19 protein-coding genes are annotated in these 17,591 nt (G+C 58.9%); 8 read left to right on the forward strand and 11 right to left on the reverse strand.

Annotated features, from left to right (window positions below):
- Positions 1 to 34: 34 nt before the first annotated feature.
- Together erpA and argC are read right to left on the reverse strand one after the other, a co-directional pair.
- Entirely contained in the window at positions 35 to 385 is a 351-nt protein-coding gene (gene erpA / locus ACZZ0G_RS08660) for an iron-sulfur cluster insertion protein ErpA (RefSeq protein WP_008077999.1), read from the reverse strand.
- A gap of 154 nt (positions 386 to 539) precedes the next feature.
- Entirely contained in the window at positions 540 to 1,574 is a 1,035-nt protein-coding gene (gene argC / locus ACZZ0G_RS08665; protein ID WP_034155112.1) for an N-acetyl-gamma-glutamyl-phosphate reductase, read from the reverse strand.
- A 134-nt stretch (positions 1,575 to 1,708) separates the two neighbouring features.
- Here argC and hemJ point away from each other — a divergent pair, with 134 nt between their 5' ends.
- The 6 genes from hemJ to coq7 all read left to right on the forward strand — a co-directional run bounded on the left by hemJ (position 1,709) and on the right by coq7 (position 6,277).
- A complete protein-coding gene (gene hemJ / locus ACZZ0G_RS08670; protein ID WP_463555884.1) occupies positions 1,709 to 2,137 on the forward strand; it encodes a protoporphyrinogen oxidase HemJ in 429 nt (142 codons plus the stop codon).
- A gap of 33 nt (positions 2,138 to 2,170) precedes the next feature.
- Positions 2,171 to 3,139, forward strand: a complete 969-nt coding sequence (locus ACZZ0G_RS08675; protein WP_463555885.1) for an NAD(P)H-dependent flavin oxidoreductase — start codon at positions 2,171 to 2,173, stop codon at positions 3,137 to 3,139.
- Between the two features lie 78 nt (positions 3,140 to 3,217).
- Positions 3,218 to 4,168: a DUF805 domain-containing protein gene (locus ACZZ0G_RS08680; protein WP_463555886.1), complete on the forward strand. Its 951-nt coding sequence runs from the start codon at positions 3,218 to 3,220 to the stop codon at positions 4,166 to 4,168.
- A 61-nt stretch (positions 4,169 to 4,229) separates the two neighbouring features.
- A complete protein-coding gene (locus ACZZ0G_RS08685) occupies positions 4,230 to 5,018 on the forward strand; it encodes an SDR family NAD(P)-dependent oxidoreductase (protein WP_463555887.1) in 789 nt (262 codons plus the stop codon).
- Positions 5,019 to 5,099: 81 nt separating this feature from the next.
- Positions 5,100 to 5,438: a histidine triad nucleotide-binding protein gene (locus ACZZ0G_RS08690; RefSeq protein WP_003228789.1), complete on the forward strand. Its 339-nt coding sequence runs from the start codon at positions 5,100 to 5,102 to the stop codon at positions 5,436 to 5,438.
- A 191-nt stretch (positions 5,439 to 5,629) separates the two neighbouring features.
- Positions 5,630 to 6,277, forward strand: coding sequence for a 2-polyprenyl-3-methyl-6-methoxy-1,4-benzoquinone monooxygenase (gene coq7 / locus ACZZ0G_RS08695; protein ID WP_008077993.1), 648 nt, complete (start codon positions 5,630 to 5,632; stop codon positions 6,275 to 6,277).
- A gap of 111 nt (positions 6,278 to 6,388) precedes the next feature.
- Here the strand turns inward: coq7 and speD are convergent, their stop codons facing one another.
- Both speD and ACZZ0G_RS08705 read right to left on the reverse strand, forming a co-directional pair.
- Positions 6,389 to 7,183, reverse strand: a complete 795-nt coding sequence (speD, locus tag ACZZ0G_RS08700) for an adenosylmethionine decarboxylase (protein WP_034155105.1) — start codon at positions 7,181 to 7,183, stop codon at positions 6,389 to 6,391.
- A 237-nt stretch (positions 7,184 to 7,420) separates the two neighbouring features.
- Positions 7,421 to 7,843 carry an OsmC family protein gene (locus ACZZ0G_RS08705; RefSeq protein WP_003228794.1) on the reverse strand — a complete coding sequence of 141 codons (423 nt, stop codon included), beginning with the start codon at positions 7,841 to 7,843 and terminating at the stop codon, positions 7,421 to 7,423.
- 237 nt (positions 7,844 to 8,080) lie between these two features.
- Between ACZZ0G_RS08705 and crp the strand changes: the two genes are divergently transcribed.
- Entirely contained in the window at positions 8,081 to 8,725 is a 645-nt protein-coding gene (crp, locus tag ACZZ0G_RS08710) for a cAMP-activated global transcriptional regulator CRP (protein WP_095122650.1), read from the forward strand.
- Here crp and ACZZ0G_RS08715 read toward each other — a convergent pair.
- From ACZZ0G_RS08715 to ACZZ0G_RS08730, 4 genes are all read right to left on the reverse strand, one after another.
- Positions 8,722 to 9,420 (reverse strand): lipoate--protein ligase family protein, encoded by a 699-nt coding sequence (locus ACZZ0G_RS08715; RefSeq protein ID WP_463555888.1) that lies wholly within the window; start codon positions 9,418 to 9,420, stop codon positions 8,722 to 8,724. The genes crp and ACZZ0G_RS08715 overlap by 4 nt on opposite strands.
- A gap of 136 nt (positions 9,421 to 9,556) precedes the next feature.
- On the reverse strand, positions 9,557 to 10,393 hold the full coding sequence (trpC, locus tag ACZZ0G_RS08720; protein ID WP_463555889.1) for an indole-3-glycerol phosphate synthase TrpC: 837 nt from the start codon (positions 10,391 to 10,393) through the stop codon (positions 9,557 to 9,559).
- Positions 10,390 to 11,439, reverse strand: coding sequence for an anthranilate phosphoribosyltransferase (gene trpD / locus ACZZ0G_RS08725; protein WP_463555890.1), 1,050 nt, complete (start codon positions 11,437 to 11,439; stop codon positions 10,390 to 10,392). Before trpD ends, trpC begins: the two co-directional genes overlap by 4 nt.
- A 9-nt stretch (positions 11,440 to 11,448) precedes the next feature.
- On the reverse strand, positions 11,449 to 12,042 hold the full coding sequence (locus tag ACZZ0G_RS08730; protein WP_186619856.1) for an aminodeoxychorismate/anthranilate synthase component II: 594 nt from the start codon (positions 12,040 to 12,042) through the stop codon (positions 11,449 to 11,451).
- A gap of 408 nt (positions 12,043 to 12,450) precedes the next feature.
- On the opposite strand from ACZZ0G_RS08730, the gene estP reads away from it, so the two are divergent.
- On the forward strand, positions 12,451 to 14,358 hold the full coding sequence (gene estP, locus ACZZ0G_RS08735; RefSeq protein WP_463555891.1) for an esterase EstP: 1,908 nt from the start codon (positions 12,451 to 12,453) through the stop codon (positions 14,356 to 14,358).
- A gap of 171 nt (positions 14,359 to 14,529) precedes the next feature.
- Here the strand turns inward: estP and trpE are convergent, their stop codons facing one another.
- The 3 genes from trpE to rpe form a co-directional block, all read right to left on the reverse strand.
- A complete protein-coding gene (trpE, locus tag ACZZ0G_RS08740) occupies positions 14,530 to 16,008 on the reverse strand; it encodes an anthranilate synthase component I (RefSeq protein WP_463555892.1) in 1,479 nt (492 codons plus the stop codon).
- 71 nt (positions 16,009 to 16,079) lie between these two features.
- Positions 16,080 to 16,898 carry a phosphoglycolate phosphatase gene (locus tag ACZZ0G_RS08745; RefSeq protein ID WP_463555893.1) on the reverse strand — a complete coding sequence of 273 codons (819 nt, stop codon included), beginning with the start codon at positions 16,896 to 16,898 and terminating at the stop codon, positions 16,080 to 16,082.
- Complete coding sequence (rpe, locus tag ACZZ0G_RS08750; protein ID WP_007918813.1) at positions 16,895 to 17,569, reverse strand: ribulose-phosphate 3-epimerase; 675 nt, start codon at positions 17,567 to 17,569, stop codon at positions 16,895 to 16,897. The genes ACZZ0G_RS08745 and rpe overlap by 4 nt, the downstream gene beginning before the upstream one ends.
- Positions 17,570 to 17,591 lie beyond the last annotated feature (22 nt).

The raw sequence follows: 17,591 nt of genomic DNA on the forward strand, positions 1-17,591 counted from the left end.
TCTGCGGCGTTTTGTTATCTGAAGCGAGGAGCGATCAGATCGAGAACGAAGACCCGCAACCACAAGTCGTGGTGGCGTTCGGGTTCTTGATCACGAAACGCGAACCTTCCAGACCTTCCTGGTAGTCCACTTCGGCACCGGCCAGGTACTGGAAGCTCATTGGATCAACCACCAGACTCACGCCTTCGCGCTCGACGATGGTGTCGTCCTCGGCCACATCTTCATCGAAGGTGAAACCGTACTGAAACCCTGAACAACCGCCGCCCGTAACGAATACGCGCAGCTTCAAGCGATCATTCCCCTCTTCATCGACCAGGCTCTTCACCTTGTGCGCGGCACCGTGGGTGAATTGCAAAGCCGTGGGGGTGAAGGATTCGACGCTCATGCTGACTATCTCCCGGCGTTACGCCGCCATAATGCGTGATGACGCGCATTATCCGCTTCTCCTAGAAAATCGGTCAACTATTAGAGGAGCAGCGGCAAGATTCAAGCTGCGAGCCTCAAGCTTGCGGCTCATAACTTGAAGCTTGTAGCTGCCCTTATGGCAGCATACCGGCGTGGGACAGGCCGAAGCGTTCGTCCAGGCCGAACAGGATGTTCATGTTCTGCACCGCCTGACCCGACGCGCCTTTGACCAGGTTGTCGATCACCGACAACACCACCACCAGATCACCATCCTGCGGACGGTGAACGGCAATGCGGCAAACGTTGGCGCCGCGCACGCTACGGGTTTCCGGATGGCTACCGGCCGGCATTACATCGACGAACGGTTCGTTGGCGTAACGCTTCTCGAACAGCGCCTGCAGATCTACCGAGCGATCGACCACAGTGGCGTAGAGCGTGGAGTGAATGCCACGGATCATCGGGGTCAGGTGCGGAACGAAGGTCAGGCCGACATCCTTGCCCGCTGCGCGACGCAGGCCTTGGCGAATTTCCGGCAGGTGACGGTGACCTTTCACCGCATAGGCCTTCATGCTTTCCGATGTCTCGGAGTACAGCGAACCTACTGCTGCACCACGACCGGCACCGCTGACACCGGATTTACAGTCGGCGATCAGACGCGAAGTGTCGGCCAGACCTGCTTCCAGCAAAGGCAGGAAACCCAGCTGTGTAGCGGTTGGATAGCAACCCGGTACAGCGATCAGGCGAGCTTTCTTGATCTGCTCGCGATTGACTTCCGGCAGACCGTAAACCGCCTCGTCCAACAGTTCAGGCGCACCATGTGGCTGGCCGTACCATTTGGCCCACTCTTCAGCGTCTTGCAGACGGAAGTCGGCCGACAGGTCGATCACCTTGGTGCCTGCCGCCAGCAGTTCGCCCGCCAATGCGTGAGCCACACCATGCGGCGTGGCGAAGAACACCACGTCGCAAGCGCCCAGGGTCTTGATGTCCGGCACGCTGAAGGCCAGGCCGTCGTAGTGACCGCGCAGGTTCGGGTACATGTCAGCCACGGCCAGACCGGCCTCGGATCGGGAAGTGATCACTACCACTTCTGCCTGCGGATGCTGCGCCAACAGACGCAGCAGTTCGACACCGGTGTAACCCGTGCCGCCGACGATACCGACCTTGACCATAACCTGCCCTCAAAGAACCCACTGGAAAGCCGTCGATAATAGGGGCCGCGCGCGCCTGCGACAACCGTCAAGGTGACGTGCGGACGCTCAAGCCTCTACTATCTGGCTTACCGTGATTAAGGAAATAACTAAAAATGCTCTATCTATGGATCAAGGCTTTTCACATTGTCAGCATCGTTTGCTGGTTTGCCGGGCTGTTCTACCTGCCACGCCTGTTCGTTTATCACGCGCAAAGCGAGGACTCGATCAGTAAAGAACGCTTCAGCCTCATGGAGTGCAAGCTGTACCGCGGCATCATGGGCCCGGCAATGATCGCCACACTGATCTTCGGCGGCTGGCTGATCTATCTCAACCCGGGCATCTTCAGCATGGGTGGCTGGATTCACGCCAAACTGACCCTGGTCGTCTTGCTGATCGGCTACCACCACATGTGTGGCGCTCAGGTAAAACGTTTTGCCCGTGGCGAGAACACCCGCAGCCATGTCTTTTATCGCTGGTTCAATGAAGTCCCGGTTCTGATATTGCTGGCTATCGTAATTCTGGTCGTGGTCAAGCCGTTCTAACTTCAACAAGAACAGATCTTTGGGGTACTCATAATGTCGCTGCCCGCTTTGCTCGAACAACGTCTGCGTCTGCCTGTGGTGGCCGCGCCGATGTTTCTGATTTCCAATCCTGAGCTGGTGCTCGCCTGCTGCCGCAATGGCGTGGTCGGCAGCTTTCCGGCCTTGAACCAGCGCGAAAGCAGCGGCTTCAAAGCCTGGCTGGAACAGATAGAAGCGGGCCTTGCGACACTGGAGAACCCCGCGCCCTATGCAGTGAATCTGATCGTACACAACAGCAATCCACGCCTGCAGGCGGATCTGAACATCTGCGTCGAACACAAAGTGCCGATCGTCATCACCAGCCTCGGTGCGGTGAAGGAGTTGGTCGACGCGGTACACAGTTATGGAGGGCTGGTGTTCCATGACGTGACCACTCGCCGGCATGCCGAGAAAGCCGCCGAGGCCGGTGTCGACGGTTTGATCGCCGTGGCGGCCGGCGCCGGCGGCCATGCCGGGACCTGGAGCCCGTTTGCGCTGATCGCCGAGATCCGAGAGTTTTTCGATAAAACCCTGCTGCTTGCGGGATGTCTGAACCACGGCCATGAGATTCTCGCCGCACAGCTGCTTGGCGCGGATTTGGCCTACTTCGGTACGCGATTTATCGGCACCACGGAAAGTCATGCGCCTGACGCCTACAAGGAGATGCTGCTGACAGCCAAGGCTGCGGACATCATCCATACTCCAGCGGTCTCGGGAGTGCCGGCGAGTTTTATGCGGCAGAGCCTGGAGGCGGCCGGTTTCGACATGGCCGCTCTGCAAGGCAAAGGTGAGGTGAATTTCGGTGACAAGCTCAAGCCGATCAGTGATGAAGCCAAAGCCTGGAAGACTGTGTGGTCGGCCGGTCAAGGCGTTGGGCAGATCGATGACCTGCCGAGCGTTGATCAATTGATCGCACGGCTGGACGCCGAGTATCGCCAGGCACAGGAGCGCGCAGCACAGTTACCGCAACGCTGGCCTCGCTAAGAAATATCAGGCCAGCCCCAATGGACTGGCCTTACACTACTGACCTTTCAATCCATTCGCGACAAGGATGCCTCGACCATGAGCGAACCTCGCTACAAGATCGTGTTCGACGGTGCTCTACAGCCCGGTGTCGATATCACCACTGCCAAACTCAATCTGGCGGATCTGTTCAAGAGTGACGTAGCAGCGATCGAGCGGCTTTTTGATGGCAGCGTCGTCGCACTCAAACGTGACTTGTCCCACAGCGATGCACAGACCTATCTGCAAGCGCTGAGCAAGACCGGGATCGATGCGCGCATCGAAGCAGAAACAACCATCGAGCTGAACCTGGCCGATGTTCATCAGCATGCTCCGGCCATGGCGGAACCCGACTCCCCATACGCACCACCGCGCGCCAGTGTGGGCGAGAGTTTGCCGGCGTTCGCCACGCTCAAGCCGTTCAGCGTCGAAGGACGAATCGGCCGCTTGCGTTTTCTCGCCTGGACAATGGTCCTGAGCCTGGTGACTCTACCTATCGTCGGCGTGTTCGCTCTGCTGGCTCTGGGGCTGGTCAGCGGCGACTCCACCACCGGCCTGATCATCGGCGGTATCTTCGCTTTCTTCCTGTTTATCGCCTTCCTGATTGTCAGCATCCTGTTCAGCGTTCAGCGTCTGCACGATATCGGCTGGACAGGCTGGCTCTGGCTATTGAACCTTGTACCGTTCGTGGGCAGCTTCTTCCCGCTGGTGATCATGGTCGTACCGGGCAATACCGGTGCAAACCGTTACGGCCCTCCCCCGCCACCGAACAGCACTGCAGTGAAAGTGCTGTGCTCCCTGTGGATCGTGTTCTTCGCGCTGATCTTTGCCGGTGGAATGCTCGGCGGGATCTCGGCGATCCAGCAGGAATATGAAAGCAATCTGGAAAGCAGCTACGAAAGTGGCTCGATGACCACTGATGAAGTCGAAGTAGAGGTCGAAGCGCCAGCGGATTCCGCCGACGAGGCCGCCGAAGCGGCGCAGGCCCCTGTAGACTCTGCGAAAGAATGAACAGCACTCCCCGCCGTGACACCCGCGTCGCCGGCGCGGAGCTGTTGCGATGGAGAATTGCATGACCCGTTACGCACTGATCACCGGCGCCTCCAGCGGCATCGGCCTGGCCATGGCCGAAGCGCTGGCCCGGCGTGGCCGCAGTCTGATTCTGGTGGCCCGACAGCGTGATCAGCTGGAAAGCATTGCGATCGAACTGACCCAGCGCTTTGGCGTCGAGGTACTGTTCCGCGCCTGCGATCTGGGTGAACCTTTACGCCTGTCCGGCTTTTTGCTGGAGCTGGAAGAAGGCGATCGCCAGATCGATCTGTTGGTGAACTGCGCCGGTATCGGCACTTGTGGTCCGTTTCTCGCCCAGGACTGGATGATCGAGCAGGATCTGATCGAGGTGAATATCCTCGCCCTCACCCGCCTCTGCCACGCCATCGGCAACAGCATGGCGCTACAGGGTGGCGGGCAGATTCTCAATGTCGCCTCGGTGGCTGCGTTCAATCCCGGCCCATGGATGAGCACTTACTACGCCAGCAAGGCGTATGTGCTGCACTTCTCCGAAGCCTTGCGAGTTGAGCTAAAACAGAGTGCTGTGAAGGTTTCGGTGCTCTGCCCCGGCCCGACACGCACGGCATTTTTCCGTACGGCGCAACTGAACAGCGACAAACTCAAAGACAGCAAATTGCTGATGAGCCCCGAGGAAGTCGCGCTGTATACCGTGCGTGCACTCGACAAGAACCGCGCAATCATCATTCCGGGGCGGCGCAATCGCTGGTTCGCGTTTTTGCCGCGACTGGGTTCGCGCTGGCTCAATCGCACCATTGTCGGCATGGTCAACAAGGCTTACTGCCCGCGCTGAATTGCCCTACAGGTAAAACACTGGGCGGGATAAGCCGCCCTGAGTACACTCAGACCAGCCCAAACAACGGAGAAAACAGCAGTGGATACTCTGTTCACCAAGATCATCAACCGGGAGATCCCGGCCAAGATCATTTACGAGGACGACCAGGTTCTGGCGTTCCACGACATCGCCCCTCAGGCACCGGTGCATTTTCTGGTCATCCCGAAAAAACCGGTGCGCACGCTCAATGACCTGACCGAAGACGACAAGGCACTGGCCGGGCACATCCTGTTCACTGCGCAGCGTCTGGCGCTGGAACTAGGCTGCGAAGAAGGCTTCCGTGTGGTGATGAACTGCAATGAAAAGGGTGGGCAGACCGTCTATCACATTCATATGCACGTACTCGGTCAGCGCCAGATGAACTGGCCACCGGGTTAAGACAAGCACCCTGTGGGAGTGAGCCTGCTCGCGAAGACTTCGGCACATTCAATGTATCAGTGCCTGACACTCCGCCTTCACGAGCAGGCTCGCTCCATAAAAAAGCATGACCGCGCGGCAAATGACCCAGCGCAAACCTTCCCCGGCCGATTCGGTTAAACTGGCCGCCGAGATTCTTCCCGGAGGTCAGCATGACTACCCAACGTCACTACTCGCCGATTGACCGTCTTCTGCTGCAAGCCGATGCTGCGATGCGTACTCTGCTGCCCTTCAGTGGCCAGCCGTACCGTCCGTCGCCGGCGATTCTGCAGCCGGACACGCAGATGAGCGACGAAGACACCCGCCACGTTGCCGGCCTGATGCGCATCAACCATACCGGTGAAGTCTGCGCCCAGGCGTTGTATCAGGGGCAGGCGCTGACCGCAAAGCTACCTCAGGTTCGCGAAGCCATGGAGCACGCGGCTGAAGAAGAGATTGATCATCTGGTCTGGTGCGAACAGCGCATTCACCAGTTGGGCAGCCATACCAGTGTGCTCAATCCGCTGTTTTATGGGATGTCGTTCGGGATTGGTGCGGTGGCCGGGTTGATCAGCGACAAGGTCAGCCTTGGCTTTGTGGCGGCGACCGAGCATCAGGTGTGCAAACACTTGAATGAACATCTGGAACAGTTGCCGGCTGAGGACGAGAAGTCCCGGGCGATTCTGGAGCAGATGCGCATAGATGAAGAACATCATGCGGAAAGTGCGTTGGAAGCCGGAGGGTTTCGTTTTCCGGCGCCGGTTAAGTTCGGGATGAGTATTCTGGCCAAGGTGATGACCAAGAGTACTTATCGGATTTGAGAACGGTTCTGCTGCGGAGGGCCCCTTCGCGAGCAGGCTCGCTCCCACAGAGGTTCGTGGCAGAAATGAAAAAGGCGACCGAAAGGTCGCCTTTTTTTGTGCCCGGGAATCTTAGGTCGGCATGTTGCGCGCGTAAAAGATTTCGAGCATTTCGTGTTTCACCCGGTCGGTCACCTGAGCGCGTTGCTCGGAGGACAGGTTGCTGGTGGCGTCGCCAAACAGGTAGTTATCCAGTTCGAAGTTCTTCAGCAGCATTTTGGTGTGGAACAGGTTTTCCTGATACACGTTCACGTCGGTCATCTGGTACGCGTCGCGGGTGTCTTCGGACAGGTAGTTCTGGATCGAATTGATCTCGTGGTCGATGAAGTGCTTGTTGCCTTCAACGTCACGGGTGAAGCCGCGCACACGGTAATCCACAGTCACGATGTCCGAATCGAACTGGTGAATGAGGAAATTGAGCGCTTTCAGCGGTGAAATGACACCACAAGTCGACACGTCGATGTCCACACGGAAGGTCGCAATACCGTCGTCCGGATGGATTTCCGGGTAGGTGTGCACCGTGATGTGACTCTTGTCGAGGTGGGCCAGGATAATTTCGGGCAACGGGCCCGGCGACTCTTCGATCTGGCTTTCAGTCGGGGTTACCGGCTCTTCAGATATCAGAATCGTGACGCTGGCGCCCTGAGGTTCGTAGTCCTGACTGGCAATGTTCAGGATGTTGGCACCAATGATCTCGACAACTTCTGTGAGAATCTGCGTCAGGCGTTTCGCGTTGTACTCTTGATTGATGTACTCGACGTAAGCCTGCTGGTCTTGCGGGGTTTCCGCGTAGCAGATGTCATAGATGTTGAAGCTCAAGGTCTTTGTCAGGTTATTGAACCCGTGGAGCTTGAGTTTGCTTTTCACCGTTAAAAACTCTCTATGTATGCGGCGCGGCCGCGTGATCAAGCATGCCCGTCAAGTGCGAACAACGCACCTGCGTAGGACGGTTAACACCTCTTCGCGATGGCGATTTTGGTTATCTGTTCAGGCGGCTGATCCGTCGGCTGACCGATCACTGCCCTGAAAAAAGTGGCGCATTATGCAGACGTCAGCGGGGGATCGCCAGAGTCTGCACTGCTTTTATGATAGTTGAATGTCGGTTCAACCGAGTTCGACGATTTCGTAATCGTGGGTGATCGCCACGCCGGCCGCGCCGAGCATGATCGAGGCCGAGCAATACTTCTCGGCGGACAGTTCGATGGCGCGCTTGACCTGGGCTTCTTTCAGACCACGACCCTTGACCACGAAATGCATGTGGATCTTGGTGAACACCTTCGGATCTTCGGTCGCGCGCTCGGCTTCGAGGAAGGCTTCGCAGCTTTCAACGGCCTGGCGGGACTTCTTCAGAATGCTGACCACGTCGAAGTTGCTGCAACCGCCGACACCCAGCAGAAGCATTTCCATCGGGCGAACACCCAGATTACGACCACCGGCGTCCGGCGGACCGTCCATCACCACGACATGACCGCTGCCGGATTCGCCGAGGAACATGGCTTCGCCAGCCCATTGGATGCGTGCCTTCATCGCCCAGACTCCACTGTAAAAAAAGGGTCGCCAGCTTAGCACAGGGTTTTGCCCGGACAGCGAGCGCCGTTCCTAGGACAGATGCTTCTGCGCTGTAGGTAATTTCTCGAATTTTCGACGAAGTGTCTGTTAAGCTGGCGCCAATTCGCTGGCGCCCATGTCAGCCCGTGTAGCGACCGCCTTCAGCGCCTCATAAAAAAATCAAACATTACCGTGCAGTCTTTTCGGGATACAACCATGGTTGCTATTACCCCCACACCCAAAATCAAAAACCTCGACAAGCTGTTGATGCATTGCCAGCGCCGTCGCCATGCGGCCAAGAGCAACATCATCTGTGCGGGTGATCGCTCCGACACGCTGTACTTCATCATCAAGGGCTCAGTAACGATCCTGATCGAGGATGACGACGGCCGCGAGATGATCATCGCTTACCTCAACGCCGGGGATTTCTTTGGTGAACTGGGCCTGTTCGAGCAAGCCGGTCAGGAACAGCAGCGCAGCGCCTGGGTGCGGGCCAAGGTTGAATGCGAAACCGCCGAAATCAGCTACGCCAAGTTCCGCGAATTGTCGCAGCAGGATCCGGATATTCTTTACGTCCTCAGCGGACAAATCGCACAACGCCTGCGCAACACCACGCGCAAAGTCGGCGATCTGGCGTTCTTTGACGTGACCGGTCGCGTGGCCCGTTGCCTGCTGGAACTGTGCAAACAGCCAGATGCGATGACTCACCCGGACGGCATGCAGATTAAAGTGACGCGTCAGGAGATCGGGCGGATTGTCGGTTGTTCGCGGGAGATGGTCGGTCGCGTGCTCAAGGATCTTGAAGAACGCAACCTGGTCGATGTGAAAGGCAAGACCATGGTGGTCTTTGGTACTCGCTAAGCGTACATCTGCGCCAACATCAGACGAAACAGCTCATCGAGACGCGCCAAGGCCTGTGGCGCGTTGAACTTCTCATGCAGGGCAATGTGGCTTTGCGCCCGCACCCGCTGCTCCAGGCCACACGCTTGGTTGAAGCGATTGACCGCTGCAACCATCGAATCGCGCTCGTTATCCATCAGCATCGCACCGTGCACCAGACCGACCGGACGTTGCCCGCCCTGACTCTGGCGCCAGCGCTGGGCGGTGCCGACCATTTTGCGGCCGTCGAGATTGACGTTGAAGCGGCCGTCGCAGAACGCGCCGTCAATTTCGCCCAACGATGACGTACCACCCAATTCATCCAGCAACTGACAGATCGGATCGCAGAGACGGTGGTAGCCGGTTTCGATGCGGTTCAGATCGCCTTCGCTGCGTGGTGGTGCGTAAACCAGAGCGATATTGATTGTGGCGGCTGATTGCGGGACGGGTTCGCCGCCGGTTTCACGTAGCAGGACTGGCCAGCCGGCAGCGGCGGAAACTTCGCAGGCGTGTTCAAAAGCCGGTAAGCGGTTGAGACGGCGCGGCATGACCAGCGCGCGATCGCTGGGTTGCCAGAACAGCAGGCCAAATTCTGAGTCGCCGGCGCAGACCGAGGCCAGCAAATCCTGTTCGGCTTGCAGGCCGGCTTCGATGGTCAGGGGGGTTGGCAGCGACATGGAAAGCTCCGGCAGATCTGGAATCTGTAGGGGATTGACTGGCCTCTTCGCGAGCAAGCTCGCTCCCACAGGGAAATGCATTCCCAATGTGGGAGCGAGCTTGCTCGCGAAAGGGTCGACTCGGTCTGAAAGAATATCAGTCGAGGGTCGAACCGCTGATCGGCACGCCACGCTCCGGGAAGAACAGGCGCTGCAGTTCAGTGCCCGGATTCTCCGCACGCATGAATGCTTCGCCGACCAGGAACGAGTACACGTCGCTGATTTCCATCAGTTCGACATCGGCGCGATTGAGGATGCCGCTCTCGGTAATCACCAGACGATCGCGCGGGATGCGCGGCAGGAGGTCGAGGGTGGTTTCCAGGCTGACGTCAAACGTGTGCAGGTTGCGGTTGTTGACCCCGACCAACGGCGTGTCGAGGGTTTTCAACGCGCGCTCCAGCTCATCGCCATCGTGCACTTCGACCAGCACGTCGAGACCGACGCTTTTCGCCACCGACGCCAGCTCGGCCATTTTCACGTCATCCAGTGCGGAGACGATCAACAACACACAGTCGGCGCCCAGCGCTCGGGCTTCGACGATCTGGTACGGATCGATCATGAAGTCCTTGCGGATCACCGGCAGGCTGCACGCGGCACGCGCCTGTTGCAGGTAAGCGTCGGCGCCCTGGAAGTAATCGATATCGGTCAGCACGGACAGACAGGTCGCCCCGCCCTTCTCGTAGCTTTTGGCGATGTCGGCGGGAACGAAGTTCTCGCGGATCACGCCTTTGCTCGGTGAAGCCTTTTTGATTTCAGCAATCACCGCTGGCTGTTTCTTCTTCGCTTGCGCCAGCAATGCCTGAGCAAAACCACGGGGTGCATCGGCCGCCTTGGCCAGACTTTCCAGCTCGCTCAGGCTGACGCGAGCGCTACGCTCGGCGACTTCCTGAACCTTGCGGGCCAGAATGTTTTCCAGAACCGTCGGTACACTCATCCCTCATTCTCCACTCTGAATACCGCGGTAAAGGCACCCAGCTCCTCGAGCTTCTCCCGAGCGAGGCCGGTGTGCAGCGCGTCGTGCGCAAGCTCGACACCCTGTTTCAAACTGCTGGCCACGTCAGCGGCATACAGCGCGGCGCCGGCGTTGAGCACGATCATTTCGGCGGCTTTCTGGCCGTTTTCGGTTTTGCGCTTGCCCAATGCATCGCGGATCAGCGCCAGCGAGGCTTCCGGGCCGTCGACCGACAGGCCGTGCAGGCTCTGGCTTTTCATGCCGAGGTCTTCCGGCTCGACCCAATATTCGCTGATCTCATTGTTCTTCAGCTCGGCGACAAAGGTCGGTGCAGCGAGGCTGAACTCGTCCAGCCCGTCTTTCGAATGCACCACCAGCACATGCTTGCTACCCAGACGCTGCAACACTTCGGCCAATGGTCGGCACAGCGCCTTGTTGAAGACGCCCACTACCTGATGCTTCACACCGGCCGGATTCGTAAGCGGGCCGAGCATGTTGAACAGCGTACGCAGGCCGAGATCGCGGCGCGGGCCGGCGGCGTACTTCATGGCTTTGTGGTGAGTCTGGGCGAACATGAAACCGATGCCGACGTTGTCGATGCAACGCGCAACCTGCACCGGCGTCAGGTTCAGATAAATGCCGGCCGCTTCCAGCAGATCGGCGCTGCCGCTCTTGCCCGAAACGGCGCGGTTACCGTGCTTGGCCACGGTGCAACCGGCTGCCGCGACGACGAACGAAGACGCGGTCGAGACGTTGAAGATATTCGCACCATCACCGCCGGTACCGACCACATCGACCACGCCGTCGAGGGTTTTCAGTTCAACCTGATCGGCCAGTTCACGCATCACCGACACGGCGCCGACGATTTCATCGATGCTCTCGCTCTTCATGCGCATGGCCATCATGAACGCGCCGATCTGCGCGTCGCTGCATTGACCGGTCATGATTTCGCGCATCACATCGCGCATTTCTTCGGTGCTGAGGTCGAGGTGCTCGACGATACGGCTCAGGGCTGTCTTGATATTCATGGGAAGTCCTTAGCGCGTGCCGCCGGTTTGTTTGAGGAAGTTGGCAAACAGCTCATGGCCCTGCTCGGTCAGGATCGACTCGGGGTGAAACTGTACGCCCTCAATGTTCAGGGTCTTGTGACGCAGGCCCATGATTTCGTCAACCGAGCCGTCATCGTGTTGCGTCCACGCGGTCAGCTCCAGGCAATCAGGCAGCGTCGCGTGCTTGACGATCAGCGAGTGGTAGCGGGTGACGGTCAGCGGATGATTGAGGCCAGCGAAAACGCCCTTGTCCTCGTGGAATACCGGACTAGTCTTACCGTGCATTACCTGACGCGCGCGCACTACATCGCCGCCGAAAGCCTGGCCGATGGATTGGTGGCCGAGGCAGACACCGAGGATCGGCAGCTTGCCGGCAAAGTGCTTGATGGCTTCGATGGAGATGCCGGCTTCAGTCGGCGTGCAAGGACCGGGAGATACGACGATGCGCTCAGGCTTGAGTGCTTCGATTTCGGCGATGGTCAGCTCGTCGTTGCGCACAACCTTGACCTCGGCACCCAGCTCGCCGAGGTATTGCACAACGTTGTAGGTAAAGGAGTCGTAGTTGTCGATCATCAGCAACATGGCGTGTCGAACCTCTTGAATTCTGATTTGAAAACAGCCTTCAGATCACTTGCCCGCAGGGCGCTGCACGATGTCGGACGCAGAAAGACGCGTCGGCACAGCGGCATTTCAAACAGGCAAGGAAGGCAAAGCGATACAGATCCGGCGGGGCCGGCAGAAAAGATTCAGGCGCGCCAACGCCAGCGGGCGTGTGCCTTGATGACTTGATCCAGAAGTTTGCTGGTGATCAACACGGGGAAGGTCTCGTTCATACGTTCCGGCACAGTAACTTAGCTGGGCGGAGCGTGCAATATGGCCGGGGCTGCGGGAGATAAAACCTGGGGAGGATTCGCGACCGATGGCAAAACGCCGGGAGTTTTTGGTACTGTCGTTTCGTTCACCTACAACAATAAATAAACGGACTTGCTCATGATCAAACAGACGTTGTTTGTACCGCTGGCTGGCTGCCTGCTCGCACTGGCTTGTGCCCAGGCCAATGCCGCACCCAATCCCTATTCGAATTTCATTGTTTTTGGCGATAGCCTGAACGACGCCGGGACCTTCAGCGATACCGGCGGCCCGGCCGGCGCCACTCAGCGTTACACCAACCGGACGGGCCCGGTCTATCTGGATGGCAGCGGTGAACTGCGTTCGCTGAACTCCACGCAGTTGCTCGGTGGACGCCTCGGCTTCACCGCGGATCAGACAGCCTCTTCCAGCTCGGCAGTGCGTGCCGAAAACGGCCAGCCTGACGGCAACAACTGGGCAGTGGGCGGCTATCGTACCGACCAGATCCTCGATTCGATTACGACGCAATCGGCGACCGGCGAACGCACCCGCGCCGGTTACCTGCCGTCGAACGGTTTGCGCGCCGACCCGAATGCGCTGTATTACATTTCCGGCGGCGGTAACGACTTCTTGCAAGGTCGTATTCTCAGCCTGCCGCAAGCCAACGCAGCGGCGGATCGACTGGCTGACAGCGTGCAAACACTGCAGACCGCCGGCGCCAAATACGTGATGGTCTGGCTGTTGCCTGATGTCGGCCTGACACCCGCCATCAACGGCACACCGTTGCAAGCCTTCAGCAGTCAACTCGCCAACCAGTTCAACAGTCAGTTGGTAACGCGCCTGCAAGGCATCAACGCCGAAATCATTCCGCTGAACATTCCGGTACTGCTGTCGGAAGTGTTCGCCGATCCGGGGCGATTTGGCCTCGCCACCGATCAAAACCTGACCGCGACCTGCTTCAGTGGCAGCGGTTGCACCGAAAACGCCCGATACGGGATCAACAGTGCAACGCCGGATCCGAGCAAGCTTATCTACAACGACGGCGTGCACCCGACCGAGGCCGGGCAAAAGCTGATCTCCGATTACGCTTACTCCCTGCTCGCTGCACCGTGGGAACTGACGCTGTTGCCGGAAATGGCCCACGCCACCGTACGTGCGCATCAGGATGAACTGCGCAACCAATGGCAGGCAGACTGGGAGAACTGGCAAGCGGTCGGCCAATGGCGCGCGATTGTTTCTGCCGGCGGCCAGCATCTGGATGTCGACAGCCAAAGCAGCGGCGTCAGCGCCGATGGCAGCGGTTACAACCTCAACGTCGGCGGCAGCTATCGATTGAATGAAGCCTGGCGCGTCGGAGTCGCAGGCGGCTTCTACCGGCAAAATCTGGAGGCCGGACATAACGATTCCGACTACAAACTCAACAGCTACATGGCTACGGCATTTGCCCAGTACCAGCAAAATCGCTGGTGGGCTGACGCCGCGTTGACCGGCGGCAAACTCGACTACGACAACCTCAAGCGCAAGTTCGATCTGGGCGCCAGCGAAGGTGCAGAAAAAGGCGACACCGACGGCAGCCTCTGGGCCTTCAGCGCTCGCGTCGGTTATGACATCGCCCAACCGGGCAGCGAGTGGCACCTGTCGCCATTCGTCAGCGCCGACTACGCCAGCGTTGATGTCGATGGCTACTCAGAGAAGAGCAACCGCGCCACGGCGCTGACCTTCGATGATCAGACTCGCGACTCGAAACGTCTCGGGCTGGGCTTGCAAGGCAAGTACAACATCACCCCGCAAACCCAAGTGTTTGGTGAATACGCCCACGAGCGTGAGTACGAAGATGACGTGCAGAAGGTGCGTATTGCACTCAATACTCTGCCGGCCAACGACTTCAAGCTCGAGGGTTATACGCCGCAAAGCCATTTGAACCGTTTGAGCCTCGGCGTCAGCCACAAGCTCACGGCGGATCTGGCGTTGCGTGGCGGGTATTCGTTGCGCAAGGATGATGACTTTACTCAGCAAGGCGTTAACGTCGGAGTGGTGCTGGACTTCTAAAACCGCAGGCACAAAAAAAGCGGCGCCCTCACGGGCGCCGCTTTTTTATAGCTACACACAAACCGAATGTGGGAGCGAGCTTGCTCGCGAAGAGGGTGTGTCAATCGCCATCAATGTTGACTGACTCACCGCTTTCGCGAGCAAGCTCGCTCCCACAGGGAAGATCTGCGATCACTCCGGGGTTTGCTCGGCCAGGGCGACGGCGCGGAACATCGCGCGACGCTTGTTCAGGGTTTCTTCCCATTCCAGCGCCGGCACCGAGTCAGCAACGATGCCGCCACCGGCCTGCACGTGCAGTTCGCCGTTCTTGATCACCGCCGTGCGAATGGCAATTGCGGTGTCCATGTTGCCGTTCCAGGCGAAGTAACCGACCGCCCCGCCGTAGACGCCACGCTTGACCGGTTCCAGTTCGTCGATGATTTCCATCGCGCGAATCTTCGGCGCGCCCGACAAGGTGCCCGCCGGCAGAATCGCCCGCAACGCATCCATCGCCGTCAGTCCTGCTTTCAACTGGCCGGTAACGTTGGAAACGATGTGCATCACGTTGGAATAACGCTCGATGACCATTTTCTCGGTGAGTTTCACCGAACCGATTTCCGAAACACGACCGGTATCGTTACGACCGAGGTCGATCAGCATCAAGTGCTCAGCGATCTCCTTGTCGTCCGACAGCAGGTCTTCTTCCAGCGCCACGTCCGCTTCTTCGGTCGCGCCACGTGGGCGAGTGCCGGCAATCGGGCGCACGGTGATCAGGTTGTCTTCAACGCGCACCAGCACTTCCGGCGAACTGCCGACGACGTGGAAGTCACCGAAGTTGAAGAAGTACATGTACGGCGTCGGGTTGAAGCAACGCAGCGCGCGATACAGATCGATCGGTGCAGCCTTGAAATCGATCGACATACGCTGCGACGGCACGACCTGCATGCAGTCACCGGCAAGGATGTATTCCTTGATGGTGTCGACGGCTTTTTCGTAATCGTCCTGAGTGAAACTCGAACGGAACACCGGATCAGCCGATTGCTGCTTGCTGAAGTCCAGGCCACGACGCGGGGTGATCGGCTGACGCAGTTGCTCGAGCAGTTCCTGCAAACGTGCCTGACCTTGTTCGAAAGCATCTTCCTGCGCGGGGTCAGCGAGGACAATCGCGTGCATCTTGCCGGCGAGGTTGTCGAACACCACGACCGCGTCGGAGACCATCAGCAGAATGTCCGGCACCCCCAGTGGATCCGGGTTCGGGCACTTGCCCAGGCGCTTCTCGACATAACGCACGCAGTCGTAACCGAAGTAACCGACCAGACCACCGTTGAAACGCGGCAGACCAGCGATGGTCGGCACGTTGTAACGGGCCTTGAAGGTTTCAACGAAGGCCAGTGGATCTTCAACGTCGTGGCTTTCAGTCTCGACGCCATCAACGGTGATGCTCACATGATGGTCGTGAACCCGCATGACTGTGCGGCACGGCAGACCGATGATCGAGTAACGCCCCCATTTCTCGCCGCCCTGCACCGATTCGAGCAGGTAGGAGTTGGGCTGGTCGGCCAGTTTCAGGTAGATCGACAGCGGCGTGTCGAAGTCGGCCAGGGTTTCGCAGGCCAACGGGATGCGGTTGTAGCCGTCAGCGGCCAAGCGCAGGAATTCTTCGCGGATCATAAGGTGCCTCGTGGTGTGAGGGGCAAATCAGTCAGGTATGCAAACGCGCCGGCAGGCCGGCCAGGAACAAGTCAGGCGCGCCAACGCCAGCGGGCCAGGGCCTTGATGACTTTCATCCAGAGTTTGCGAGTGACCACCACGATGGCGTTTCCAGAATGGGATTGAGCAGCGTCGGGCAACGTTATCTCAGCGGCCGTACCGAGGCAACCGGGAATTAGCTTGCGCAGATCGTCGATCACCAGCGCCGGCGATTCTTCGGCAATCGGCCTGCCGTGGTTGTAGCCGTAACTCAACGCCACGCATTTGACCCCCGCCGCTTTCGCCGCCAGCACATCGCTGCGCGAGTCGCCGACGAACAACGATTGCGAGGCCGGGATGTTGGCCATTTTCATTACGAAGAACAGCGCCGCCGGATCAGGTTTCTTCTGCGGCAAGGTATCGCCGCCGATAATCCATTTGAAGTAGTTGCCGATTTTCATCTGATCCAGCAGCGGCGCGACGAAACGCTCCGGTTTGTTGGTGATCAGCGCCATGGCCACGCCTTGCTTGTGCAGCCACTTGAGGGTGTCGCGCACGCCGGGATAGACCACGGTCAGCTCATGGCTGGCGCCGTAGGCTTGCATGAACACTTCCAGCGCATGCTCGGCTTCGACGTCATCCACAGCCGAATGATCGATACCACCGGCCAACGCACGGCGCACCAGTACCGGCGCGCCGTTGCCAACCCACTCGCGCACCGCTTCGATGCCGGCAGGCTGGCGGCCGAGGGAGAGCAGCATGGTGTCCACCGCCGCTGCCAGGTCTGGAACCGAGTCGATCAGCGTGCCATCCAGATCGAACATCACCAGCCGAGGCAGTTTTCCCGGGAACAGCTGCTCAAACCCGCTCATGGGCGAGCCAGCGCCAGTTCGGAACGCATCTTGTCGATGACTTCCTGATAGTTCGGCGCATTGAAAATCGCCGAGCCGGCGACAAAGGTGTCAGCGCCAGCGGCGGCGATTTCGCGGATGTTGTTGACGTTGACGCCGCCGTCGATTTCCAGCCGGATATCACGGCCCGAAGCATCGATGATCGCCCGCGCTTCGCGCAGTTTGTCGAGGGTACCGGGAATGAATTTCTGCCCGCCGAAGCCCGGGTTGACGCTCATCAGCAAGACCATGTCGACCTTGTCGATCACGTACTTGAGCACGTCCAGCGGGGTCGCCGGGTTGAACACCAGACCGGATTTGCAGCCGCCTTCACGGATCAGTTGCAGCGAGCGATCAACGTGCAGCGTTGCTTCCGGGTGGAAAGTGATGTAAGTCGCGCCGGCTTCGATGAAGTCGCCGACGATGCGATCCACCGGGCTGACCATCAAGTGCGCGTCGATCGGCGCGGTGACGCCGTACTTGCGCAACGCCGCGCAAACCATCGGGCCGATGGTCAGGTTGGGTACGTAGTGGTTGTCCATGACGTCGAAGTGGACGAAGTCGGCGCCAGCGGCCAGAACATTGTCCACTTCTTCGCCGAGGCGGGCGAAGTCGGCGGAGAGAATCGACGGAGCAATTACGAAGGGCTGCATGACGCACCTTTTCTGAGCTAAA

This window comes from Pseudomonas sp. AC169 (assembly GCF_979258515.1).